The organism is Methylorubrum populi (assembly GCA_036946625.1).
Lineage (GTDB): Bacteria > Pseudomonadota > Alphaproteobacteria > Rhizobiales > Beijerinckiaceae > Methylobacterium > Methylobacterium populi_C.
The window spans coordinates 2,325,911-2,347,632 of record JAQIIU010000003.1; the positions used below are offsets into that span (position 1 = coordinate 2,325,911).

Annotated in this window: 23 protein-coding genes and 1 pseudogene; 16 read left to right on the forward strand and 8 right to left on the reverse strand. The window is 71.6% G+C overall.

From position 1 onward, the window contains the following. Window positions 1–45: 45 nt before the first annotated feature. The 7 genes from PGN25_22295 to secG form a co-directional block, all read right to left on the reverse strand. Window positions 46–1,173: a carboxylate-amine ligase gene (locus PGN25_22295; GenBank protein MEH3120233.1), complete on the reverse strand. Its 1,128-nt coding sequence runs from the start codon at window positions 1,171–1,173 to the stop codon at window positions 46–48. Between the two features lie 85 nt (window positions 1,174–1,258). Continuing rightward, a complete protein-coding gene (locus PGN25_22300) occupies window positions 1,259–1,636 on the reverse strand; it encodes a hypothetical protein (protein MEH3120234.1) in 378 nt (125 codons plus the stop codon). Beyond that, on the reverse strand, window positions 1,633–3,288 hold the full coding sequence (locus tag PGN25_22305; GenBank protein MEH3120235.1) for a peptidase S10: 1,656 nt from the start codon (window positions 3,286–3,288) through the stop codon (window positions 1,633–1,635). Before PGN25_22305 ends, PGN25_22300 begins: the two co-directional genes overlap by 4 nt. A 73-nt stretch (window positions 3,289–3,361) precedes the next feature. Continuing rightward, entirely contained in the window at window positions 3,362–3,814 is a 453-nt protein-coding gene (locus tag PGN25_22310) for a DNA polymerase III subunit chi (protein ID MEH3120236.1), read from the reverse strand. 190 nt (window positions 3,815–4,004) lie between these two features. Continuing rightward, window positions 4,005–4,238 (reverse strand): DUF350 domain-containing protein, encoded by a 234-nt coding sequence (locus PGN25_22315; protein ID MEH3120237.1) that lies wholly within the window; start codon window positions 4,236–4,238, stop codon window positions 4,005–4,007. A 120-nt stretch (window positions 4,239–4,358) separates the two neighbouring features. Then, the gene (locus PGN25_22320; protein ID MEH3120238.1) at window positions 4,359–5,987 is read right to left on the reverse strand and encodes a CTP synthase; all 1,629 of its coding nucleotides are present in this window, start codon (window positions 5,985–5,987) and stop codon (window positions 4,359–4,361) included. Between the two features lie 208 nt (window positions 5,988–6,195). Further along, the gene (secG, locus tag PGN25_22325; GenBank protein ID MEH3120239.1) at window positions 6,196–6,660 is read right to left on the reverse strand and encodes a preprotein translocase subunit SecG; all 465 of its coding nucleotides are present in this window, start codon (window positions 6,658–6,660) and stop codon (window positions 6,196–6,198) included. A 361-nt stretch (window positions 6,661–7,021) separates the two neighbouring features. On the opposite strand from secG, the gene PGN25_22330 reads away from it, so the two are divergent. Together PGN25_22330 and PGN25_22335 are read left to right on the forward strand one after the other, a co-directional pair. Next, a complete protein-coding gene (locus tag PGN25_22330) occupies window positions 7,022–7,303 on the forward strand; it encodes a hypothetical protein (protein ID MEH3120240.1) in 282 nt (93 codons plus the stop codon). Between the two features lie 5 nt (window positions 7,304–7,308). Then, window positions 7,309–7,482: pseudogene (locus PGN25_22335) on the forward strand (hydrolase). A gap of 69 nt (window positions 7,483–7,551) precedes the next feature. Here PGN25_22335 and tpiA read toward each other — a convergent pair. Next, window positions 7,552–8,316, reverse strand: coding sequence for a triose-phosphate isomerase (gene tpiA / locus PGN25_22340; protein ID MEH3120241.1), 765 nt, complete (start codon window positions 8,314–8,316; stop codon window positions 7,552–7,554). 214 nt (window positions 8,317–8,530) lie between these two features. Here tpiA and PGN25_22345 point away from each other — a divergent pair, with 214 nt between their 5' ends. The 14 genes from PGN25_22345 to PGN25_22410 all read left to right on the forward strand — a co-directional run bounded on the left by PGN25_22345 (window position 8,531) and on the right by PGN25_22410 (window position 21,520). Further along, window positions 8,531–10,435 (forward strand): SurA N-terminal domain-containing protein, encoded by a 1,905-nt coding sequence (locus PGN25_22345; GenBank protein MEH3120242.1) that lies wholly within the window; start codon window positions 8,531–8,533, stop codon window positions 10,433–10,435. Between the two features lie 32 nt (window positions 10,436–10,467). After that, the gene (gene trpE / locus PGN25_22350) at window positions 10,468–11,988 is read left to right on the forward strand and encodes an anthranilate synthase component I (protein ID MEH3120243.1); all 1,521 of its coding nucleotides are present in this window, start codon (window positions 10,468–10,470) and stop codon (window positions 11,986–11,988) included. 216 nt (window positions 11,989–12,204) lie between these two features. Beyond that, window positions 12,205–12,807, forward strand: coding sequence for an aminodeoxychorismate/anthranilate synthase component II (locus tag PGN25_22355; GenBank protein MEH3120244.1), 603 nt, complete (start codon window positions 12,205–12,207; stop codon window positions 12,805–12,807). 200 nt (window positions 12,808–13,007) lie between these two features. Then, window positions 13,008–14,021 carry an anthranilate phosphoribosyltransferase gene (gene trpD / locus PGN25_22360; GenBank protein ID MEH3120245.1) on the forward strand — a complete coding sequence of 338 codons (1,014 nt, stop codon included), beginning with the start codon at window positions 13,008–13,010 and terminating at the stop codon, window positions 14,019–14,021. A gap of 85 nt (window positions 14,022–14,106) precedes the next feature. Beyond that, window positions 14,107–14,955: an indole-3-glycerol phosphate synthase TrpC gene (gene trpC, locus PGN25_22365; protein ID MEH3120246.1), complete on the forward strand. Its 849-nt coding sequence runs from the start codon at window positions 14,107–14,109 to the stop codon at window positions 14,953–14,955. Beyond that, on the forward strand, window positions 14,952–15,437 hold the full coding sequence (gene moaC / locus PGN25_22370; GenBank protein ID MEH3120247.1) for a cyclic pyranopterin monophosphate synthase MoaC: 486 nt from the start codon (window positions 14,952–14,954) through the stop codon (window positions 15,435–15,437). Before trpC ends, moaC begins: the two co-directional genes overlap by 4 nt. Next, window positions 15,434–16,660 carry a molybdopterin molybdotransferase MoeA gene (locus PGN25_22375; protein ID MEH3120248.1) on the forward strand — a complete coding sequence of 409 codons (1,227 nt, stop codon included), beginning with the start codon at window positions 15,434–15,436 and terminating at the stop codon, window positions 16,658–16,660. Before moaC ends, PGN25_22375 begins: the two co-directional genes overlap by 4 nt. A gap of 377 nt (window positions 16,661–17,037) precedes the next feature. Continuing rightward, complete coding sequence (locus PGN25_22380) at window positions 17,038–17,301, forward strand: type II toxin-antitoxin system RelE/ParE family toxin (GenBank protein ID MEH3120249.1); 264 nt, start codon at window positions 17,038–17,040, stop codon at window positions 17,299–17,301. A 10-nt stretch (window positions 17,302–17,311) separates the two neighbouring features. Next, window positions 17,312–17,605 (forward strand): helix-turn-helix domain-containing protein, encoded by a 294-nt coding sequence (locus tag PGN25_22385; GenBank protein MEH3120250.1) that lies wholly within the window; start codon window positions 17,312–17,314, stop codon window positions 17,603–17,605. Between the two features lie 145 nt (window positions 17,606–17,750). Further along, the gene (gene fabZ / locus PGN25_22390; GenBank protein MEH3120251.1) at window positions 17,751–18,212 is read left to right on the forward strand and encodes a 3-hydroxyacyl-ACP dehydratase FabZ; all 462 of its coding nucleotides are present in this window, start codon (window positions 17,751–17,753) and stop codon (window positions 18,210–18,212) included. A gap of 5 nt (window positions 18,213–18,217) precedes the next feature. Then, window positions 18,218–19,024 (forward strand): acyl-ACP--UDP-N-acetylglucosamine O-acyltransferase, encoded by an 807-nt coding sequence (gene lpxA / locus PGN25_22395; protein MEH3120252.1) that lies wholly within the window; start codon window positions 18,218–18,220, stop codon window positions 19,022–19,024. 11 nt (window positions 19,025–19,035) lie between these two features. After that, complete coding sequence (lpxI, locus tag PGN25_22400; protein ID MEH3120253.1) at window positions 19,036–19,884, forward strand: UDP-2,3-diacylglucosamine diphosphatase LpxI; 849 nt, start codon at window positions 19,036–19,038, stop codon at window positions 19,882–19,884. Next, a complete protein-coding gene (gene lpxB / locus PGN25_22405) occupies window positions 19,881–21,041 on the forward strand; it encodes a lipid-A-disaccharide synthase (protein MEH3120254.1) in 1,161 nt (386 codons plus the stop codon). Before lpxI ends, lpxB begins: the two co-directional genes overlap by 4 nt. After that, window positions 21,038–21,520 (forward strand): YaiI/YqxD family protein, encoded by a 483-nt coding sequence (locus PGN25_22410; GenBank protein MEH3120255.1) that lies wholly within the window; start codon window positions 21,038–21,040, stop codon window positions 21,518–21,520. The genes lpxB and PGN25_22410 overlap by 4 nt, the downstream gene beginning before the upstream one ends. Window positions 21,521–21,722: the final 202 nt, after the last annotated feature.

Sequence of the window (21,722 nt, forward strand, 5' to 3'; positions counted from 1 at the left end):
CCGGAGCGGGCGGGCGATGTTCCTGGCGGACGGAGCCGGAGGCCTTTACGCCGCGCAGTCGCCCGTCTCGCGGGCGAGCCAGTCGATCACGCAGGACAACGCCTTGCGCGCGCTGCCGCCCGCGGCCAGGGCCGCCTCGTGGACCCGGACCTGCCCGTCGGCGCTGGAGCCGCATTCGGCGATGGTGAGGGCGTGGGCGACCTGGGCGTTGCAGCCGAGCGCCGCCGCGTCCTCCGCCACGAGGTCGAGCAGGCGTTCCACGAGGCGGCGAACCGGCACCGCCTCCTCCACAGCCTCGTCGATCAGGGCGGCGTGGACGCCGTCGCGCTGCGCCCGCCACAGGTTCTCCATCACGAAGCCCCGCGAGGCCCCGGTCGGCCCCGCGTTCAGGTCGGGCCGGCGCACGCACAGCCGGACGAGGCAGCGGTAGAGCGCGGCGATGGCGAGCGTGTCCTTCAGGCGGGTGCAACTGTCGGCGACCCGCAGTTCGAGCGTCGGGTAGCGGATCGAGGGGCGGATGTGCCACCAGAAATAGGTCGCGTCCTCGACCGCCCCGGCCCGGGTCATCACCCGCACGTAGCGCTCGAAATCGGCGGCGCCGTCGAACCGTTCGGGCAGCCCGGTGCGCGGCAGCTCGGCGTAGGCGCGCAGGCGGTAGCCGGCAAGACCGGTGCGATGGCGCTCGTAGAAGGGCGAGGAGGTCGAGAGCGCGAGCAGCACCGGCAGGAACGGCATCAGCCGGTTGACGAGGTCGATGCGCCGGTCGGGCTCCGGCACCTCGACATGGACGTGCAGCCCGCTGACGATGGAGCGCCGCCCGACCATCTGCAGCGTCTCGATCATCTTGCGGTAGCGGACCTTGGCGGTCTCGCGCTGGTCGGTCCAGACCGCGGTCGGGTGGGTGCCGGCGGCGAAGACCTTCAGCCCGTGCTCGCGCCCGATCGCGCACAGGCCGGTGCGCAGCTTGGCCAGGGCCTCGTGCGTCTCCGCGAAGCTCGCCGAGGGCTTGGAACAGATCTCGGCCTGGCTCTCCAGCATCTCGCGCTCGACGCCCTCCAGCCGGCTCCGCGCCGCCTCGTGGAAGGCCGAGACCGACGCGCGCGGCGCCGCCCGGGTGCGGCGGCTCGCCAGGAACAGCTCCTCCTCGATGCCGAACCGGTATTCGTGTGCCATCGCCGCGTCCCGCCCTCCCCGCCCGGCGAGGTGCCGGGCCGGCCGCCTCGCGGCAAGCAAGCGCGGGCCCAACCCGCGGCGCGCGTCAACGAACGATACGGTCGAGGCGGTCGTTCACGAAGAAATACAGCTCCCTGGCCCCGGGCTCGGCGTAGAGCACCTGGACCTCCCGGCCGGCGCGGCCCTCGCCGAGCAGCACGTCGGTCGGCTTGCGGCCCTTCAGGCGCACGAGATCGCACTCGCCGATGCCGGTCTCGATCGCGGCGGCGGTGCCGGGCGCCGGGCCGGTGCAGGCGCCGTTCGCGTCGAGGACCGGCCCGGTGAAGGCGGCCGGGGCCGGCGGCGGCGGCAGGACCGCCCCGGGCGGGGGCGGCGCCGGGATCGGCGCGGCGCGTTCCGACGTGTTGCAGCCGGCCAGCACGGCGGCGGCGAGGAACGGGACGTATCGGGCGACAGGTCTCAAGGCGTCGGCCTCTTCTCCGGCGTGGTCTCCCCCGAGGCCGGGCCCTGGCGGGCGCTTCCGTCCGAGCGGGTTTCCAGCGCGCGGGCGAACAGCTCGGCCGCGTCGTCGTGGAAGGCGTTGCGGGAGTCGGGCCGCGTGTAGAACATGTGGCCGCCGGGATAAACCGCGAGCTTCAGGCGGTCGGCCGAGCCGTAGACCGGCATCTGGTCGAGGAGCAGCTTCGAGGTGAAGTAGGGCGTGACGAGGTCGGTGAAGCCGTGGGCGACGAGCACCCGCATCCGCCCGTCGAGCGCCAGCACGTCCTTCAGCGCGCCCATGACCTCCGGTGCCGAGCGGCCCGAGCCCCAGTTCCAGCCGCGATTGACCGCGCCGTTGAGCAGTTCGTAGCGCATGGTCTCGACGCGCCAGTTCAGGCGGCCCTGGTAGAGTTGCACCATCGCGGTGGTGAGCGGCGCCTGGAGCGCGTCGAGCACCGGGTCCTCGAAGCCCGAATGCGGCGCGGTCGGGTCCGGGTCCCAGCCGGTCACGCCGGTGTCGTAGGCCGAGGAGACGCGGCCGGTGTCGCGCCCGATCTCGCGCTGGTAGCTGTTCGCGGTGAGCCGCCCGGCCTGTCGCCGCACGATCTGCGGATCGAGCCCGGTCAGCGCGGAGACCTTGTCCGTCAGCCGCGTCACCGCCTCCCGGTCGGCCGGGCCCTTCAGCAGGTCGGTGAGGTATTCGCCCGCCGCGTAGGCCTCCGCCTCCTTCATCAGCGGCCGGCTCGGCACCGTCCCCGCGCGCTCCAGGGCGGCGGCGGCGAAGGAGGGCAGCCTCGTCACGAAGCCCCAGGGCGTGGTGCGGGCCGGTTGCAGCCACGCGAAGTCGAGCACCGGCGAGAGCAGCACCAGCCCGGACAGGCCGACGCCGACGTCCTGTTGCAGCTTCTGCGCGATCAGCGGCCCGCGAAAGCCCCCGTAGCTCTCGCCGACGAAGAATTTCGGCGAGGCGAGGCGGTCGTTCTGGCGCAGATAGCGGGCGATGGCCGCGGCGAGCACGGAGGCGTCCGCATCGACGCTCCAGTACTTCTTGGCGTCGCCGTCCGCCGCGCGGCTGTAGCCGGTGCCGACGGGATCGATGAAGACGAGGTCGGTGAAGTCGAGCCAGGTCGCCGGGTTCGGCTGGAGCGCGATCGCCTGCGACGGGCTGATCGAGGCGCCGTCGGTCGGCAGGCGCCAGGGGCCGATCGCGCCGATGTCGAGATAGGCCGAGGCCGCGCCGGGGCCGCCGTTGACGCCGAAGGTGATCGGCCGTGCGGCGGCCTCCTCGGGCTTGCCCGCCCGCGTGTAGGCGATGAAGGCGATCTCGGACTGGAGCTTGCCCTCCTCGTCCACCAGGGCGAGGCTGCCGGCGGTCGCGGTGAATTTCAGCGATCCGCCGTTCGGCAGGTCGATGCCGTGCTCGGTGGTCGCGTCCGGCGGCAGGCGCCGCCCCTCCGGCGCCCTGCGGCCCTGGTTCGGACCTGAAGTCTGGCCCTTCCCCTGCGTCTGGCCCTCGCCGGGACCGGGCTGGGCGAGGGCCGGCAACGGGCCGAGCCCGACCGCGACGGACAGGAGGCCGGCGAGACCGATCCGGAGCGCGCCGGCTCGCGGACGGCGTGTGATGGGCTGCGTCATGGCTCTTTCGCGTTCCTCGACCGATGGCCCGGGCCCTCGCCGCACGCGCGAGGGTCTCACGCCTTCTTGTGCCTCACGCCTTCTTGGTCCAGCGCCCGCTCTCGTCCTGCTGCCAGTAGGCCACGGCGTGGCCGGCGGCCTTGGCGACGCGCCACTGCTCGCGGGCATGCAGCAGCGCGTCGGTGTCGGTGCCGTCGAACAGGATGCAGATCCGCTGATAGGCCTGCGCCTCCTCCGGCAGTTCCGCCCCCTCCACGAGAAAGCGGATCGAGGCGCCGTTCGGGTTGGTCCCGCGCAGGGTCAGCACCACGGGCTGGGTCGCCGCATCCGTGTCGCGATCGGTGCCGTGGGGCAGGAAGCTCTCGTCGGTGTAGGTCCACAGGCCGTCGTCGAGGGCCTGGAGCCGCTCCTCGGTCACCGCCTGGATGGCCGCCTGCCAGCCGCGTTCCAGCGACTTCTCGACGAGGCTCGGCAGCACCTTCTCGAGGGGCTGGCGCTGGAGGTGGTAGAACAGGATCTCGGTCACGGCTCGCCTGCATATAGGGTCCGGCCGCCATTCGGCAGTGCCGACCGCAGGCCGATTCCCGCGAGGTCGAGCAGGATCGTCGCGCAGCCGGCCTGCACCGCGCAGTCCTGAAGGTAGGCGGCGGTGCCGAGATCCTCAGGCCCGCTCGCGTCGGCGGCGAAGCCGACGAGTCCGGGGCGCGCGATCTCCCTCAGACGATGCAGTCGAGGAGCGAGCCGGCGTAGCGCACCGCCGCCGAGAGCGGGATCGAGTAACCGAGCAGGCTGCCGCCGAGGGCGAGCGAGGCGGCGAGGCTGCCCTCGCGCACCAGGGCGATCTCCCGGTGCGCCGTCGCGGTCAGGTAGGTGACGAGGTAGAGGGCGGTCAGGCCGAGGGAGACGGCGAAGTAGGCGAGGAAGGCCGGCAGGCCCGAGATCGTCGTCAACCGCTCCCTCCATTCTGCCTCAGGGCCATCGCTCGAAGCGATGGCCCTGGTTTTCTTGGGCGGACGCTCTTCGCGCCTGGAAAGCGGCGCGATCGCTCTTCGAGGATCGCACCGCTCCTGTCAAACTAACCGGCTCTGCTCGATCGCGGCGGCGATGAAGCCCTCGAACAGCGGGTGCGGCTCGAAGGGGCGCGACTTCAGCTCCGGGTGGAACTGCACGCCGATGAACCACGGATGGCCCTCGTGTTCGACCGTCTCCGGCAACAGGCCGTCCGGCGAGGTGCCGGAGAAGCGCAGGCCCTTCGCCTCCAGGCATTCGCGGTAGGCCATGTTGACCTCGTAGCGGTGGCGGTGACGCTCGGAGATCTCGGTGTCTCCGTACATCTTCGCGATCTTCGTGCCGGCACCGAGCGTCGCCTTGTAGGCGCCCAGCCGCATGGTGCCGCCGAGGTCGCCCTCCGCCGCGCGCCGCTCCAGATCGTTGCCGCGCATCCACTCGGTGAGCAGGCCGACCACGGGCTCCTTCGTCTCGCCGAACTCGGTGGAGTTCGCGTCGGCGATGCCGGCGAGCGAGCGCGCCGCCTCGATCACCGCCATCTGCATGCCGAAGCAGATGCCGAAATACGGAATGTTGCGCTCCCGGGCGTAGCGGGCCGCGCGGATCTTGCCCTCGGCGCCGCGCTGGCCGAAGCCGCCGGGCACGAGGATGCCGTGAAGGCCTTCGAGGAACGGCGCCGGATCCTCGCGCTCGAACACCTCCGCCTCGATCCATTCGAGGTTGACGCGCACGTTGTTGGCGATGCCGCCATGCGTCAGGGCCTCGGTGAGCGACTTGTAGGCGTCCTTCAGTCCCGTGTACTTGCCGACGATGGCGATGGTGACCTCGCCCTCGGGATTGCGCACCCGGTCGAGGATCGTCTGCCAGCGCTCGAGCCGCGGTTCGCCCTCGGGCTCCATCTGGAAATGCGCCAGGATCTCCCGGTCGAGGCCGGCCTCGCGATAGGAAAGCGGCACGGCGTAGATCGTGTCGACGTCGAGCGCCTCGATCACCGCGCTCTCCCGCACGTTGCAGAACAGGCCGAGCTTGCGCCGCTCCTCGACGGGGATCGGCCGGTCGCAGCGGCAGAGCAGGATGTCGGGCTGGATGCCGATCGAGCGCAGCTCCTTCACCGAGTGCTGGGTCGGCTTGGTCTTCAACTCGCCGGCGGACGGGATGTAGGGCAGGAGCGTCAGGTGCAGGTAGCAGACGCTGCCGCGCGGGCGCTCCTGGCCGATCTGGCGGATCGCCTCGAAGAAGGGCAGGCCCTCGATGTCGCCCACCGTGCCGCCGATCTCGACCAGCACGAAGTCGTAACCGTCGTTGCCGTCGAGCACGAACGCCTTGATGGCGTTGGTGACGTGCGGGATCACCTGGATCGTGGCGCCGAGATAGTCGCCGCGCCGCTCCCTGGTGATGATGTCGAGGTAGATCCGCCCCGTGGTCACGTTGTCGGCGCGGCTCGCGGCCAGGCCGGTGAAACGCTCGTAGTGGCCCAGATCCAGGTCGGTCTCGGCGCCGTCGTCGGTGACGAACACCTCGCCGTGCTGGGTCGGGCTCATCGTGCCCGGATCGACGTTGAGGTAGGGGTCGAGCTTGCGCAGGCGCACCCGGTAGCCGCGGGCCTGGAGCAGCGAGGCGAGCGCGGCCGAGGCGAGTCCCTTGCCGAGGGAGGAAACCACGCCGCCGGTGATGAAGACGTACCGCGTCATGGGCTTTGGTCCATAAAGGGGCTCAAGCGATTCGCCAAACCGCAACGGTTGCCGCACCCCGCCGGCCACGCGGGGAGCGGCACGGGACCATGCCCCTCATGCCGTTGCGGAATTGTTGTCAGGTCGTCGTTGTCAGGTCGTCCCTGCGGCCGTCGCGCCGGCCGCAGGGTGTCGTCCGCCGATGGGTCGGATTGCCGCGCCGTGCCGGTCAGCGCGATTGCGGCGCTTCGGGCGTTCCGGGCGCGCTCGGGGCGGGCGCGGGCGTCGCCGGGGTGGCCGGCGCGTTGGTCGGGACCGAGGCCGGCTGACTGCCCTGGCCCAAGTTGCCCTGGCCCGAGCCGCCCTGGCGCAGGGTGTCGAGCAGGTTGTCCGCGTTCACCGGCTTGTCGGCCTGGGTCTGTCCCTGCGGCTGCCCGGTGCCGTCGAGGATCGAGCGGGGCGCGGCGCTGCGGTGGGCCATGATCGCCAGCGTGATGCTGGTGGTGAAGAACAGGGCGGCCAGGATCGCGGTCGCGCGGGTCAGGGCGTTGGCCTGGCCGCGGCCGGTCATGAAGCCGGAGACGCCGCCCCCGCCGCCGCCGAGCCCGAGCCCGCCCTCCGAGCGCTGCAGCAGCACCACGGCGATGAGCGCCAGCACGATGATGAGGTGGACGACGATGAGGACGGTCTGCATGGCGATCCCGGAGCCCGCCCGAGCGGACGCGAACGGTTGTGCGGCTGACCGGACACCGTTCACGCGCGGAAGCGGCGCGCCCGCGTATCCGCTGCACGAAGTGGGGGCTCCTACACCGTTTGCCCACCCGCGCCAACCGGCCTTCGCGCTTGCGCAGGGCTCCGAACTCGGATGAGTGTTCCGACAGACCCTCTCCGTTCCCTCACCGCCGTCATTCCGGGGGCCGCGGAGCGGAACCCGGAATCCACCCGTGATGCGACCCCGCATCCGGAGGGCGCATCCCGTCAACCCGACTTCGCAGTCCCGGGAAAAGCCCGGTCGGGCATGGTCATCGGGGGCCGGTCCGTGCGAGGGGTTGGGGATGAGCGATTTCCAGCACGAAGCCGGGCGGCTGGCCGCCTTCATCGACCGCGCCGACCGGGAGGAGATGGCCGCGATCCAGTCCGACCTCCTGCGGATCGCCCTGGAACGGCCCGACCCGGCGGGACGGGCACGGGCCATGGACGAATTGCAGGCCGCCCTCGCCGACCGGATCCGGCCGGACGCGATGAGCCCGCTCAAGCAGGCGTTCTACGTCGCGGTGCTGTCGATGATCGAGCGGACCAAGGAGGCGGTGGCGAAGGCGCCGGCCCGGGCGGACTGACCCCCGTGGCACCGGAGCGGCAGGCCCTGCTCGTCGTCGACGTACAGCCGAGTTTTTCCGTGCCGGCCGCCATCGTCGCCGACATCGCCGCGCTGAGCCGCAGGCTGCACACGGTCGCGACCGTCGAGCGGTATGACGAGACGGTGACGCCGTTCGAGCGGCAGCTCGGCTGGGTGCCGGCGGCGGACGATGGTCGGCCGCGTTCTGGACGGCCCGGAAGCGCTTCGTCTCCCTGCGGAGCCGCCGCCTCACGCCTCGTAGGCGCGGCAGATCCCCAAAAAGTCCTCGGCGACGAGGCTGGCGCCGCCGACCAGCGCGCCGTCGACGTTCTCCACCGCCATCAGCTCGCGGGCGTTCGAGGGCTTGACCGAGCCGCCGTAGAGGATGCGGATCCTGTGGGCCTCGTGGCCGACCATCTTGTCGAGCATCTCGCGCAAGGAGGCGTGGACCTCGGCGATCTCCTTCGGGGTCGGCGTGCGGCCCGAGCCGATCGCCCAGACCGGCTCGTAGGCGACCACGGTGTCGGCGGCGGTGGCCCCCTTCGGGATGCCGATGGCGAGCTGCGCCCGCACGATGTCGAGGGCCCGGCCCTGCTGGCGCTCCTCCATGGTCTCGCCGACGCAGATGATGCCGCGCAGGCCCGCGCGCCGGGCACCGAGCGCCTTGGCGTGGACGCCGTCGTCGGTCTCGTAGTGGTAGGCGCGCCGCTCGGAATGGCCGACGATGACGTAGGACGCGCCGAGATCGGCGAACATCTCCGCCGAGATCGAGCCGGTGAAGGCGCCGCTCGGCCGGGCGTGCAGGTTCTGGCCGCCGATGGCGATGGGTGAGCCGTAGGCCGCGGCGACGCAGGAGGAGATCAGGGTCGCGGGCGGGCAGACCAGCACGTCGATCGTCTCGATCAGGGCCGGCGACAACCCGTCGCGGATCGCCTCGACGGTCGCGACCGAGGCGCGCAGACCGTTCATCTTCCAGTTCCCGGCAACCAGCGGACGGCGTCCCTCGCTTGCCATGGCGTCCCGGTTCTCCGTGTCTCGATGGAAGGCTGCACCTGTTCCGGCGGACCTAGCAGAGCAAGCTTGGGCGCGCAAACGACCTTCGGGGCCATCGAGGCCGCCCCGGGCGACATGCTCTTTGCGCCGCCGCCCCGATCGTCTATCGCGTGGCTCGAATTTTCCCCGCCGGCACAGGCGGCGGGGACCGTTGGGATACAGGCCCGGGCGTCCGATGCTCCAGTCCATTCGCAATGCCAGCCGGCACTGGCTCGGCAAGGTCGTGCTGACGGTGATCTTCACCTTCCTGATCGCGGGCGTGGCGATCTTCGGCGTGGAGGAATTCTTTCGCGGCGGGTCGAGCACCACCGTCGCCACCGTCGGCAAGACGCCGATCTCGGCCGAGGCGGTGCGCGGCGCCTACCAGAACCAGCTCCAGCGCTATCAGGCTCAGTTCAAGCGCGCCCTGACGCCGGATCAGGCGCGGGCGCTCGGGCTGGAGCGGCAGGTGCTGGCCCAGCTCATCACCGAGGCGGCGCTCGACCAGAAGACGGCCGATCTCGGCCTCGCCGTCTCCGATGCGGCGGTGCTGCGGGCGATCCAGGAGGAGCCGAGCTTCAGGAACGCCAACGGCGCCTTCGACCGGGCGCAGTTCTTCCAGACGCTCCAGCGGGCGGGCCTGAACGAGGCGATGTTCGTGCGCGAGCAGCGCTCGGTCATCGCCCGGATGCAGCTCGCCGACGCCATCGTCTCCGAATTGCCGGTGCCGCAGGCCCTGCGCGAGGCGGTGCACCGCTTCTCGACCGAGCGCCGCGGCGCGTCCGTGCTGACGCTGGCGCCCTCCGCCGCGGGCGAGATCCCGGCCCCGACCGACGCGGAACTGCAAGCCTACTACGACGACGACAAGTCCGCCTTCCGCGCGCCCGAGTTCCGCAGCCTCAACCTGCTGGTGCTCGATCCGGCCGCGCTCGCCAAACCCGAGGACGTGTCGGACGAGGAAGCGCGCAAGCTCTACGAGGCCAACCACGACCGGTTCGGCAAGGCGGAGCGCCGCACGATCCAGCAGATCAGCTTCCCCGACGAGGCCGCCGCCAAGGAGGCGCGGGCCAGGATCGAGAGCGGCGAGACGCCGTTCGAGACGGTCGCCGCCGAGCGCGGGCTCGATCCGAAGGAACTCGACCTCGGCACGCTGACGAAGGCCGAACTGTTCGACCCGGCGGTGGGCAACGCCGCCTTCGCCCTGGAGCCGGGCAAGGTGAGCGAGCCGGTGAAGGGCCGCTTCGGCACCGTGCTGCTGCGCGTGACCGCGGCCGAGCCGGGCACGGTCAAGCCGTTCGACGAGGTCAAGGACGAGATCCGCAAGGAGATCGCGCTGCGCCGCGTGCGCGACGGCGGGTTGGACAAGGTGCAGGACGCCATCGAGGATGCCCGCGCCGCCGCCAAGCCGCTGGCCGAGATCGCCAGGGACCAGGGCCTGACCCTCCTCGGCATCCCGGCGGTGGACGCGCAGGGCAACGACCCGTCCGGCAAGCCGGTCGAGGGCATTCCGGACAAGGAGACGACGCTGCCGGCCGCCTTCCGCGCCGATGTCGGCAACGACACCGAGGTGCTGCGCACCAAGACCGGCGGCGCGATCTGGTACGATGTCGTCAAGATCGATCCCTCGCACGAGAAGCCGCTGGCGGAAGTCCGCGACGAGGCGGTGAAGGGCTGGACGAAGGCCGAGGTCGAGAAGCGCCTCGTGGCCAAGTCCAAGGCGCTGACCGAGCGCCTGGACAAGGGCGAGGCCGTCGAGACCGTGGCGCAGGAGGCCGGCCTGCCGCTGAAGGCGGTCACCGGGATCGCCCGCAACCAGACCAGGGACGACCTCTCCAACGAGGTCGTCGAGCGCATCTTCGCCACGCCGGTCGGCAAGGCGGCGTCCGCATCCTCCGGCGGGGGCCGCACGGTGTTCAAGGTCACCGCCGCCGCCATGCCGGCCTTCGTGCCCGGTACGCCGAGCGACCATCGACTGGCGGGTTCGCTGCGCACGGCGCTCGCCGACGACGTGCTGGCCGAGTTCATCGCCGAGGTGCGGAAGAGCGCGGGCGTCAACGTCGACCAGACCGCCCTGCGGCGCGCGCTCGGCGGCGAGTACTGAGGCCTGCCATGACCGAGGACATGATCGAGGCCATGATCGAGCCTGCGCACGAGGCGGCGGCGCGCGCCTACGAGGCCGGACGGGCGAGCCTGCTCGGCCTGACCCTGGTGGCCGATCTCGAAACCCCGGTCGCCGCCTTCCTGAAGCTGAAGGCCGGCCATGCCGGCCCCGGCTTCCTGCTCGAATCGGTCGAGGGCGGCGCGGTGCGCGGGCGCTACTCGATGATCGGGCTCGACCCCGACCTGATCTGGCGCTGCCGCGACGGGCAGGCGCAGACCGCCCGCGACGCGGCGCTCACGGATTTCGTGCCCGACGACCGCCCGCCCCTGGCCTCGCTGCGGGCGCTGATCGCCGAGAGCGCGGTGGGCGACGATGCGCAGGGCGCGGCGCTGCCGCCGATGGCGGCGGGCCTGTTCGGCTATCTCGGCTACGACATGGTCCGCGCCATGGAGCGGCTGCCCGAGCCCAATCCCGACCCGCTCGGGGTGCCGGACGCGATCCTGATGCGCCCGCGGGTGATGGTGGTGTTCGATGCGGTGGCCGACGCCCTCACGGTCGTCACCCCCGTGCGCCCCGCCGAGGGCGTGAGCGCGCGGGCCGCGCTCGAAGCCGCCCAGGCGCGCCTCGACCGGGTGGCGGAAGCCCTCGAAGGCCCGCTGCCGATCGAGGCGCGGGCGGATGTCTCGAGCCTTCCCCTGCCCTCCCCGGTCTCGAACACCGAGCCGGACGCGTTCCTGGCGATGGTCGCCAAGGCGAAGGAGTACATCGTCGCGGGCGACATCTTCCAGGTGGTGCTCTCCCAGCGCTTCGAGGCGCCCTTCACCCTGCCGGCCCTCGCGCTCTACCGCAGCCTTCGCCGCACCAACCCGGCGCCGTTCCTCTGCTACCTCGATTTCGAGGCGTTTCAGGTGGTCTGTTCCAGCCCCGAGATCCTCGTGCGGGTGCGCGAGGGCAAGGTGACGATCCGCCCGATCGCCGGCACCCGCCGCCGCGGCGCCACGCCCGCCGAGGACCGGGCACTGGCCGACGAACTCCTGGCCGATCCCAAGGAGCGCTCCGAGCACCTGATGCTCTTGGACCTCGGCCGCAACGACGTCGGCCGCGTCTCGAAGATCGGCAGCGTCGCCGTCACCGACTCGTTCTTCCTGGAATACTACTCCCAGGTCATGCACATCGTCTCGAACGTCGAGGGCGATCTCGATCCGGGCCACGACGCGCTCTCGGCGCTGGCGGCGGGGTTTCCCGCCGGCACCGTCTCGGGCGCGCCGAAGGTGCGGGCGATGGAGATCATCGACGAGTTGGAGCGCGAGAAGCGCGGGCCCTACGGCGGCTGCATCGGCTATTTCGGCGCGCGCGGCGAGATGGACACCTGCATCGTCCTGCGCACGGCCATCGTGAAGGACGGCCGCATGCACGTGCAGGCGGGCGCCGGCATCGTCCACGATTCCGACCCGTATTCCGAGCAGCAGGAATGCGTGAACAAGGCGCGTGCCCTGTTTCGCGCGGCGGAGGATGCGGTGCAGTTCGCGAGCCGGGCCAAGCGCGGGCAATAGGGCGCACAAGGAGCGCCTTGACTTGCCGCCCAGCGCTCGCCACCCCTTCGGATCGGTTCATCCAAGCCATATCCTCATCCTGAGGTGCCGGCGCGCAGCGTCGGCCTCGAAGGATTTTCCAGATCCCGCGCGATCCCTGGACGATCCTTCGAGGCCGCCCACGCGGCACCTCAGGATGAGGGTGTGGACGGGACTGAAAGTGCACGGCTGAGTTCGATGTCCAACGTCCTCGTCATCGACAACTACGATTCCTTCACCTGGAATCTCGTCCACCTGATCGGCCCGCTCTGCGAACGGATCGACGTGGTGCGCAACGACGCGATCGACGTCGCCGGCATTCGCGAGCGCGCGCCCCATGCGCTCGTGCTCTCGCCGGGGCCCTGCACCCCGAACGAGGCCGGCATCTGCCTCGACGTGGTGCGGGAACTGGGCACCGAGATCCCGATCTTCGGCGTGTGCCTCGGGCTCCAGGCCATCGGGCAGGCCTATGGCGGCGACGTGGTGCGCGCCCCCTCCCCCATGCACGGCAAGGTCTCCACCATCCGCCACGAGGCCAGGGGCGTGTTCCGCGGCATCAACGAGGGCTTTGCCGCCACCCGCTACCACTCGCTGGTGGTGGACCGCGCGAGTTGCCCGAAGGATCTCGCAGTGACGGCGGAGGCCGACGGTCTCATCATGGGGTTGCAGCACCGCGCGTTGCCGGTCCACGGCGTTCAGTTCCATCCCGAGAGCATCCTCTCGAACCACGGCACGCAGATCCTGCGCAACTTCCTCGACATCGCCGCCGCCTGGCGCAAGGAGTCGGCGGCCCGGGCGTGACAAGGGCCGTCCCGGCGTGCATTGACGGGTCACACCCTATTCCCTCCCCCTTTCGCGGTGGAGGGGTGCCTCACGCAAGCGAGGCGGGAGAGGGGCCGGCTCCGCATCGTCCGGACACGTCGCTCCCCTCGCCCGCCCCCCTTCGGGGCCACCCTCTCCCGCTTCAGGGGAGAGGGCTTCCAGCGGATGATCCCGGACCCATGGAGTCCTTCAAGACCCATCTCGCCACCGTCGCGGCCGGCACCGCGCTGAGCCGCGAGCAGGCCCGTGCCGCCTTCGACGACCTGCTCTCGGGCGAGGTCACGCCGATCCAGGCCGGCGCCTTCCTCACCGCTCTCTCGGTGCGCGGCGAGAGCGAGGACGAGATCGTCGGCGCGGTCTCGGCGATGCGGGCGCGGATGCTCCCCGTCGCGGCGCCCGAAGGCGCCATCGACATCGTCGGCACCGGCGGCGACCACTCGGGCAGCTACAACGTCTCGACGCTGGCCGCGATCCTCACCGCCGCCTGCGGCGTGCCGGTGGCCAAGCACGGCAACCGGGCCGCCACCTCCCGCTCCGGCGCGGCCGACGTGCTCGTGGCGCTCGGCGTGAAGATCGGCCTTCAACCCGATGCCCTCGCCCGCTGCCTGTCGGAAGCGGGGCTGTGCTTCATGTTCGCGCAGACGCATCACGGCGCCATGCGCCACGTCGCGCCGGTGCGCAGCGAACTGCCGTTCCGCACCATCTTCAACATGCTCGGGCCGCTCTCGAACCCGGCGGGCGTCACGGCGCAGGTCTTCGGCGTCTCGCGTCCCGCCTGGGCCGAGCCGCTGACGCGGGTTCTCGCGACGCTCGGCAGCCGCCGGGTCTGGACCGTGCACGGTTCGGACGGGCTCGACGAGATCACCACCACCGGCCCCACCGCGGTGGTCGCGCTCGAAGACGGCGCGCTCTCGCACTTCACCCTCGACCCGCGCGAGGTCGGCCTGCCGCTCGCGACCCTCGACGATCTGCGCGGCGGCGACCCCGGGCACAACGCCGCCGCGCTCGGCGCCGTGCTGGAGGGCGCCCGCACCGCCTACCGCGACATCGCCGTGCTGAACGCCGGCGCCGGCCTCGTGGTGGCGGGTGCCGCCGGCTCGCCCGCCGAGGGCGTGGCGCGGGCGCAGGCCGCGATCGATTCCGGTGCGGCGCGGGCGACGCTGGCGCGTCTCGTCGCCGTATCGAATGCGTGATAGACGGCCTCGAACCTTGTTTTCGCATCGCCCTTTCCCGAAAGCCGGCAACCGCCTTCCGGGACGATGCTCCGGGGACGAACCGATGGACGACATCGTGGCCGACGTGACCGCCGGGCCCGCCCCGGAGCGGGCGAGCGTGCTGGCGCGGATCGAGGCCTACAAGCGCCGCGAGATCGCCGAGGCGAAGCTGCGGGTGCCGCTGGCCAGGCTGGAGAAGCAGGTGGCCAAGGCCGAGCCGCCCCGCGGTTTCGCCGACGCCATCGCCGCCCACATCGCCGAGGGGCGCCCGGCGCTGATCGCCGAGATCAAGAAGGCCTCCCCCTCCAAGGGGCTGATCCGTGCCGACTTCGATCCGAAGGCCCTGGCCAGGGCCTACGCCAAGGGCGGCGCCACCTGCCTCTCGGTGCTCACCGACACCCCCTCCTTCCAGGGCGCGCCGGAATACCTGACCGAGGCCCGCGCCGCCTGCGACCTGCCGGTGCTGCGAAAGGATTTCCTGTTCGAGCCCTATCAGGTCTACGAGGCCCGCGCCTGGGGCGCCGATGGCGTCCTCGTCATCATGGCCTGCCTCGACGACGCGGAGGCCGCCGCCATCACCGAGACCGCGCACGATCTCGGAATGGACGTGCTGGTGGAGGTCCACGACGCGCAGGAACTGGAGCGGGCCCTGCCGCTGGGGACGCGGCTGGTGGGCGTCAACAACCGCAACCTCAAGACCTTCGAGGTCTCGTTCGAGACGGCGATCACCCTCAAGCCCGGCATTCCCGCCGACCGGATCGCGGTGGCCGAGAGCGGCATCGGCAGCCACGCCGACGTGCTGCGGCTGAAGCGGGACGGGCTCGACACCATCCTCGTCGGCGAGAGCCTGATGCGGCAGGCGGACGTGACCGCGGCGACGCGGGCGCTGCTGTTCGGGGATGCCGGCCGGTGAGCGGCGCCGGCCTCACCCATATCGACCGGACCGGCGCGGCCAACATGGTCGATGTCTCCGACAAGGCCGCGACCGCGCGCACGGCGGTGGCCGAGGGCGTGGTGGTGATGCGCCCCGAGACGCTGGCGCTGATCCGCGAGGGCGACGCCAAGAAAGGCGACGTGATCGGCACCGCGCGGCTCGCCGGCATCATGGCCGCCAAGCGCACGCACGAGCTGATCCCGCTCTGCCACCCGCTGCTGCTGACCAAGGTGCGGCTCACCTGCGAGCCCGACGCCGCCCTGCCGGGCCTGCGGCTCACCGCGGAGGTGAAGGTGCAGGGCCAGACCGGGGTCGAGATGGAGGCGCTGACCGCCGTCTCGGTCGCCTGCCTGACGGTCTACGACATGGTGAAGGCCGCCGACCGCGGCATGCGCATCGAGGGCATCCGCCTCCTGTCGAAGGAGGGCGGCAAGTCCGGCGCGTGGAACGCCGGATCATGAGCCTGCTGCCGGTCGCCGAAGCGCTCGAAAAAATCCTCGCCGCGATTCCCGGTCCGGTCGAGGCCGAGGACGTGCCGATCGCCCGGGCCGCCGGCCGCACCCTCGCCGCCGGCCTCTCGGCGACGCGCACGCAACCCCCCTTCCCCGCCTCGGCCATGGACGGCTACGCCGTGCGCGCCGCCGACGTGGCGACCGTTCCGGCGCGCCTGCGCCTGATCGGCACCAGCGCCGCCGGGCACGGCTTTCCCGGAAGGGTCGGGCCCGGCGAGGCGGTGCGGATCTTCACCGGCGCGCCGGTCCCCGAGGGCGCCGACGCGATCCTGATCCAGGAGAACGCCGAGGCCGGGGGCGCTACGGTCACTGCCCGCGAACCCGTCGCGGCGGGTCGCTTCCTGCGCCGGGCCGGCCTCGATTTCCGCGAGGGCGAGACGCTGCTGAGGGCCGGCGCCACCCTCGATGCGCGCCGCCTCGCTCTGGCGGCCAGCGCCGGCCACGCCGTGCTGCCGGTGCGGCGCAAGCCCCGCGTCGCCGTGCTCGCGACGGGCGACGAGCTGGTGCGGCCGGGCGAGACGGCGCGGTGGGACCAGATCGTCGCCTCGAACGGCCTCGCGCTCGCCGCGCTGAGCCTGGAAGCGGGCGCGGAGCCCATCGATCTCGGCATCGTCCGCGACGACCTCGGCGCCCTGCGCGACGCGATCGGTCGGGCCCGCGCGGCGGGCGTCGACCTCCTCGTCACGCTCGGCGGCGCCTCGGTGGGCGATCACGACCTCGTCCAGGCGGCGCTCGGCGCGGAAGGGATGGAACTCGGCTTCTGGCGGGTGGCGCTCCGCCCCGGCAAGCCGCTGATGCACGGGCGGCTCGGGGCCATGACGGTGATCGGGCTGCCGGGCAATCCGGTCTCCTCGATCGTCTGCGGCCTGCTCTTCGTGGTGCCGGCGATCCGGGCGCTCCTCGGCGATCCCCACGCGGATGCGGATCGCGGCGAACCGGCGATCCTGGGGTGCGACATGCCGGAGAACGACGCACGCCAGGACTATCTGCGCGCCCGTCTCGAAACGGCATCGGACCGGGTGCCGGTCGCCCATCCCGAGACCCGCCAGGATTCCTCGATGCTCTCGGTGCTCGGCACCAGCGAGGCCCTGCTGATCCGCCCGCCGCACGCGGCCCCGGCCAGGGCGGGCGATCCCTGCCGCATCATCCGGCTGGACCGGCGGATCGTGTGAGGCGGAAGCACCAACCGTCAAGATTGTATCGAGCCTGCAAGGTTGTTGGCGACTGCGCCATTGACGTAGGACCGCGGACAGCTCATTTGGCTTGATGGCTGACCCGCTCCATACCGTCATTGAGAGCCTGTTTGACCGGCCACCGTGTCTTCGTCAGGCAACGGCAAGGCGAGAGGAAGATCCTACTCCCATCCCCACCCTCATCCTGAGGTGCCGGAGCGCAGCGGAGGCCTCGAAGGGGGCTCCAGGAATCGCGCGGGATCTGGAGCACCCTTCGAGGCCGCTCACGCGGCACCTCAGGATGAGGGGCGAGATGGGATCACTGCAGTCAAACAGGCTCTGAGACCGAAATTCATCTTCGGTCGGCGGAGCGCCTGATGACCGAGCCGGAGCGGGCGGCGGTTGTGGACTTCCTCGCCGCCGAGCCATTCGCCGGTGACGTGATCCCCGGCACGGGCGGACTGCGCAAGGTGCGGGTGCCTTTGGCCGGTCGTGGCAAGCGTGGGGGAGCACGGGTGATCACGTGTTTCGTGGGTGCGCGCGACGTGTACCTACTTCCGGCCTACGCGAAGAGCGATCAAGCCAATCCGACACCGGCACAGGCTCGAGCGCTGGCGCGGTTGGTCGAGACGCTGTTTTGAGGATGAAGCCATGGATGAGGCGAGGTTCCAAAAACTGACGCGCAGCCTTGAGCAGGCGGCCGCCCACGCCCGCGGCGAGGCTGTTCCCGGATTGCGGGTTCACGTTCCCCACGACATTGATGTGGCCGCGGTGCGAAAGGCTTCCGCCCTCTCGCAGGACGCCTTTGCCCGCCGTATCGGCGTGGCCGTCGGCACCTTGCGGAACTGGGAACAGCGTCGCCGTCGGCCGGAGGGGCCTGCCCGCGTGCTCCTTGCGCTCCTGGAAAAGAACCCGCGCCTCGTCGAGGAGACGCTCGGCGGTTGAGCCCCCCCTGCGGCGCAAAAGTCTTGCATCCGCCCGATTTTCTGCCGAAGAGGGCGGCCTTCACCGGATAAAGGTCACCGGCAAGGGGCACGGGATCGTGCGGCGGATGCCGCCGGGCAAGCATGGGCGGGGAGCGTTGGAACCGATGAGCGAGACGCGGGAGTTGGGTTCGGCCGACATCCAGAAGGTGCTGGAACTGCTGCCCCACCGCTACCCCTTCCTGATGATCGACCGCATCATCGAGATCGACCGGGACGAGAGCTGCATCGGCATCAAGAACGTCACCGCCAACGAGCCGCAATTCACAGGACACTTCCCCGGCCTTCCGGTCTTCCCCGGCGTGCTGCTGATCGAGGGCATGGCCCAGACGGCGGGCGCGATCTGCTGCCGCCACATCATGAGCGACGAGTTGAGGACCAAGCAGGTCTTCTTCATGACCATCGACAAGTGCAAGTTCCGCAAGCCCGTCGTGCCCGGCGATCAGGTCCGCTTCCACATGCAGAAGATGAACCAGCGCAAGACGATGTGGTGGTTCCGCGGCGAGGCCCGGGTCGAGGGCGCGCTGGTGGCCCAGGCCGAGATCGGCGCCATGCTGGTGACGGAGTGAGCGCGGTGCGGGACGGCATTCACCCGAGCAGCGTCGTCGAGGACGGCGCCCGGCTCGGGGACGGCGTGCGGATCGGTCCGTTCTGCCATGTCGGGCCGGAGGTCGTGCTCGGCGACGGCTGCGAACTCGTCAGCCACGTCGTGGTCGCCGGCCGCACCACGGTGGGCGCGCGCACCAGGATCTACCCCTTCGCCTCGATCGGCCATCCGCCGCAGGACCTGAAGTACCGCGGCGAGCCCTCGACGCTGGCGATCGGCGCCGATTGCCTGATCCGCGAGGGCGTCACCATGAATCCGGGCACCGAGGGCGGCGGCCTGGAGACGGTGGTGGGCGACGGCTGCGCCTTCCTCGCCAACAGCCATGTCGGCCACGATTGCCGCGTCGGCCATCACGTCATCTTCTCCAACAACGTCATGCTCGCCGGCCATTGCACGGTCGGCAACTACGCCATCCTCGGCGGCGGCGCGGCGGTGATCCAGTTCGCCCGCGTCGGCGAGCACGCCTTCGTCGGCGGCCTGTCGGGTCTGGAGAACGACTGCATCCCCTACGGCATGGTGCTCGGCAACCGCGCCTACCTCTCGGGGCTCAACATCATCGGCCTGCAGCGCCGCGGTTTTTCGCGCGAGGACATCCATGCACTCCGCCGGGCCTATCGGCTGCTCTTCGCCCAGGAGGGCACGCTGATGGAGCGGGTCGAGGACGTCGCGGCCGAGTTCGACACCCATCCGGCGATCCGCGAGATCCTCGCCTTCATCCGCGAGGGCGGCAAGCGCTCGATCTGCACGCCCCGCGCCGTCGCCGCGGCGGCCTGAGGCGACCGGCGGTGACCGATCCCGCCCGGCCCCTCGCCCTGGTGGCCGGCGCGGGACGCCTGCCGGAACTGGTGGCCGCCTCGCTCGACCGGGCGCACCGGCCCTTCCGGGTGCTGGCCGTGCGCGGCTTCACCGAGCGGGCGATGCGGCGCCGGGCCGATGCCGTGGTCGATCTCCTCGACATCCAGAGCGCCCTGCGCATCCTCGAGGGCTGGGCGCCCGCCGCCGTGGTGCCGGCCGGCGGCGTCGCCCGTCCGAGCCCGGCGGCTCTCCTCAACGCGGCCCATGCCGTGCGCAACCGCGGGATCCTCAGGAGCCTCGCCGGCGGCGACGACCGGCTCCTGCGTGCGGTGCTGACGCTGCTGGAGGAGAACGGACACCGGGTTCTCGGCGTCCACGAGGTGGCGCCCGACCTGCTCGGCCGGCCCGGCCGCCTCGGCCGCTTCGAGCCGGATGCCGACGCCGCCCTGTCGATCGCCACCGGGCGCGCCATGCTCGGCGCGTTGAGCCCGTTCGACGTGGGGCAGGCCGCCGTCGTGGCGGCCGAGCGCGTCATCGCCGTCGAGGGGCCGGAGGGCACCGACCGGATGCTCGCCCGCGCCCGCGCGCTCAACCGCAAGCCCCTCGGCCGCGGCCGGCCGGCCAAGGGCACCGTGCTGGTGAAGCTGCCCAAGCTCGGCCAGGATCTGCGCATCGATCTGCCGGCGATCGGCCCGCGCACCGTGCTCCGCGCCGCGCGGGCCGGCTGCGCCGGCATCGCCATCGGCGCCGGCCATACCCTGGTGATCGACGGGCCCGAGACGGTCGCGGCGGCGGATGCGGCGGGCTTGTTCCTGCTCGGCGTGGAGGTCTCTCCGTGACGCACCGGCGGATCTGGCTCGTCGCGGGCGAGGATTCCGGCGATCAGCTCGGGGCCAAGCTGATCCGGGCCCTGCGGGCGCTCTCGCCCGAGCCGCCGACGCTCGGCGGCGTCGGTGGCGAGGCGATGGAGGCGGAAGGCTTCCGTTCGCTCTTTCCCATCGACGACGTGGCGGTGATGGGCTACCTCCCTGTGCTCGCCCGGGCCCGCACGCTGCTGCGGCGCATCCGCGAGACGGTGGAGGATGTCGTCGCGGGCAGCCCCGACGTGCTCGTCATCATCGACAGCCCCGGCTTCACCCACGCCGTGGCGACCCGCGTGCGCAAGCGCCTGCCGGATCTGCCCATCGTCGATTACGTCTCGCCGAGCGTCTGGGCCTGGCGGCCCTGGCGGGCCAAGGGCATGGTGCCCTTCATCGACCACGTGCTCGCCCTCCTCCCCTTCGAGCCGGAGGCGCATCGCCGCCTCGGCGGCCCGGCCTGCACCTATGTCGGCCATCCCCTGATCGAGCGGCTGGCCGAGCTGCGCCCCTCCCCCGGGGAAGCGGCGGTCCGCGAGGGCCGACCGCCGACCCTCGCCGTCCTGCCCGGTTCGCGCCGCTCGGAGATCGAGCGGCTGATGCCGGTCTTCGGCCGGACGGTCACGGATCTCGTCCGGCGGGTCGGGCCGTTCGAGATCGAGCTGCCGGCGGTGAGCCGCCACCGCGCCCTGATCGAGCGCCTCGCCGCCGCCTGGGAGCGGCCGCCGCGCATCGTCCACGGCGAGGCGGCCAAGCACGCCACCTTCCGCCGGGCGCGCGCCGCCCTCGCGGCCTCGGGCACCGTGACGCTCGAACTGGCGCTCGCCGGCGTGCCGATGGTGGTGGCCTACAAGGTCTCGCGGGTCGAGGAGGTCATCGCCCGGCGCCTGATCCAGGTGCCGACGATCGTGCTGCCGAACCTGATCCTGTCCGAGAACGCGATGCCGGAATTCGTGCAGGCCGAGTGCACGCCGGAGCGGCTGGCCGAGACGCTGGAACCGCTTCTCGCCGGTGGGCCCGCCCGGCGGACGCAGCTCGAAGCACTGGCCCGCATCGACGGCCGGATGCGGCTTTCCGGCGACGAGGAGCCGAGCCGAGCCGCCGCGCGGATCGTGCTGGAGGCGCGGCGGGCGGCATGAGCGAGGAAGCGCCCCGGCAACCCATCGCGATCTACGTCGATGCCGACGCCTGCCCGGTGAAGGACGAGGTCTACCGCGTGGCCGCCCGCTACGGCCTCCACGTCACCGTCGTCTCGAACGGTTTTTTGAATTTGCCGCGCGAACCCTGGATCGAACGGGTCATCGTCGGTGACGCATTCGATGCGGCCGACGACTGGATCGCCGAGCGGGCGAGCCGTGGCGCCATCGTCGTCACGGCGGACGTGCCGCTGGCGAGCCGCTGCGTGAAGGCCGGAGCGGTCGCGCTCGCCCCGAACGGCAAGCCCTTCACGGAATCGTCCGTCGGCCTCGCCCTCGCCACCCGCAACCTGATGCAGGAATTACGGGAGGCCGGCGCGATCACCGGCGGCCCCAAGCCGTTCTCGCCGAAGGACCGCTCGGCCTTCCTCGGTGCGCTGGACCGCGTGGTGGTCCGGCTGAAGCGCGATCTCGGGGTCTGATACGCCATCCGGTTGATGACTTCGGCCTGTCCTGCGTCATCGCGAGGCGAAGCCGTGGCGATCCAGGGCGCGCCCTTTCCGGACCTGTGGCGCCCTGGATCGCTTCGCGGCCGCTCGCGAGGACGGAGGGGGGCCAAACCCGAAGCGATCAAGCGGAAACGGTATGACTTCGAGCGAGGAACGCCCGGCTTGAGGCGTTGGA

Excerpts from the sequence above, each read along its gene's own strand:
- PGN25_22295 (MEH3120233.1), bottom strand. The coding sequence starts at position 1,173 with ATGGCACACGAATACCGGTTCGGCATCGAGGAGGAGCTGTTCCTGGCG.
- PGN25_22305 (MEH3120235.1), bottom strand. The coding sequence starts at position 3,288 with ATGACGCAGCCCATCACACGCCGTCCGCGAGCCGGCGCGCTCCGGATC.
- PGN25_22320 (MEH3120238.1), bottom strand. The coding sequence starts at position 5,987 with ATGACGCGGTACGTCTTCATCACCGGCGGCGTGGTTTCCTCCCTCGGC.
- secG (MEH3120239.1), bottom strand. The coding sequence starts at position 6,660 with ATGCAGACCGTCCTCATCGTCGTCCACCTCATCATCGTGCTGGCGCTC.
- PGN25_22330 (MEH3120240.1), top strand. The coding sequence starts at position 7,022 with ATGAGCGATTTCCAGCACGAAGCCGGGCGGCTGGCCGCCTTCATCGAC.
- tpiA (MEH3120241.1), bottom strand. The coding sequence starts at position 8,316 with ATGGCAAGCGAGGGACGCCGTCCGCTGGTTGCCGGGAACTGGAAGATG.
- PGN25_22345 (MEH3120242.1), top strand. The coding sequence starts at position 8,531 with ATGCTCCAGTCCATTCGCAATGCCAGCCGGCACTGGCTCGGCAAGGTC.
- trpE (MEH3120243.1), top strand. The coding sequence starts at position 10,468 with ATGATCGAGCCTGCGCACGAGGCGGCGGCGCGCGCCTACGAGGCCGGA.
- PGN25_22355 (MEH3120244.1), top strand. The coding sequence starts at position 12,205 with ATGTCCAACGTCCTCGTCATCGACAACTACGATTCCTTCACCTGGAAT.
- trpD (MEH3120245.1), top strand. The coding sequence starts at position 13,008 with ATGGAGTCCTTCAAGACCCATCTCGCCACCGTCGCGGCCGGCACCGCG.
- trpC (MEH3120246.1), top strand. The coding sequence starts at position 14,107 with ATGGACGACATCGTGGCCGACGTGACCGCCGGGCCCGCCCCGGAGCGG.
- PGN25_22375 (MEH3120248.1), top strand. The coding sequence starts at position 15,434 with ATGAGCCTGCTGCCGGTCGCCGAAGCGCTCGAAAAAATCCTCGCCGCG.
- PGN25_22380 (MEH3120249.1), top strand. The coding sequence starts at position 17,038 with ATGACCGAGCCGGAGCGGGCGGCGGTTGTGGACTTCCTCGCCGCCGAG.
- PGN25_22385 (MEH3120250.1), top strand. The coding sequence starts at position 17,312 with ATGGATGAGGCGAGGTTCCAAAAACTGACGCGCAGCCTTGAGCAGGCG.
- fabZ (MEH3120251.1), top strand. The coding sequence starts at position 17,751 with ATGAGCGAGACGCGGGAGTTGGGTTCGGCCGACATCCAGAAGGTGCTG.
- PGN25_22410 (MEH3120255.1), top strand. The coding sequence starts at position 21,038 with ATGAGCGAGGAAGCGCCCCGGCAACCCATCGCGATCTACGTCGATGCC.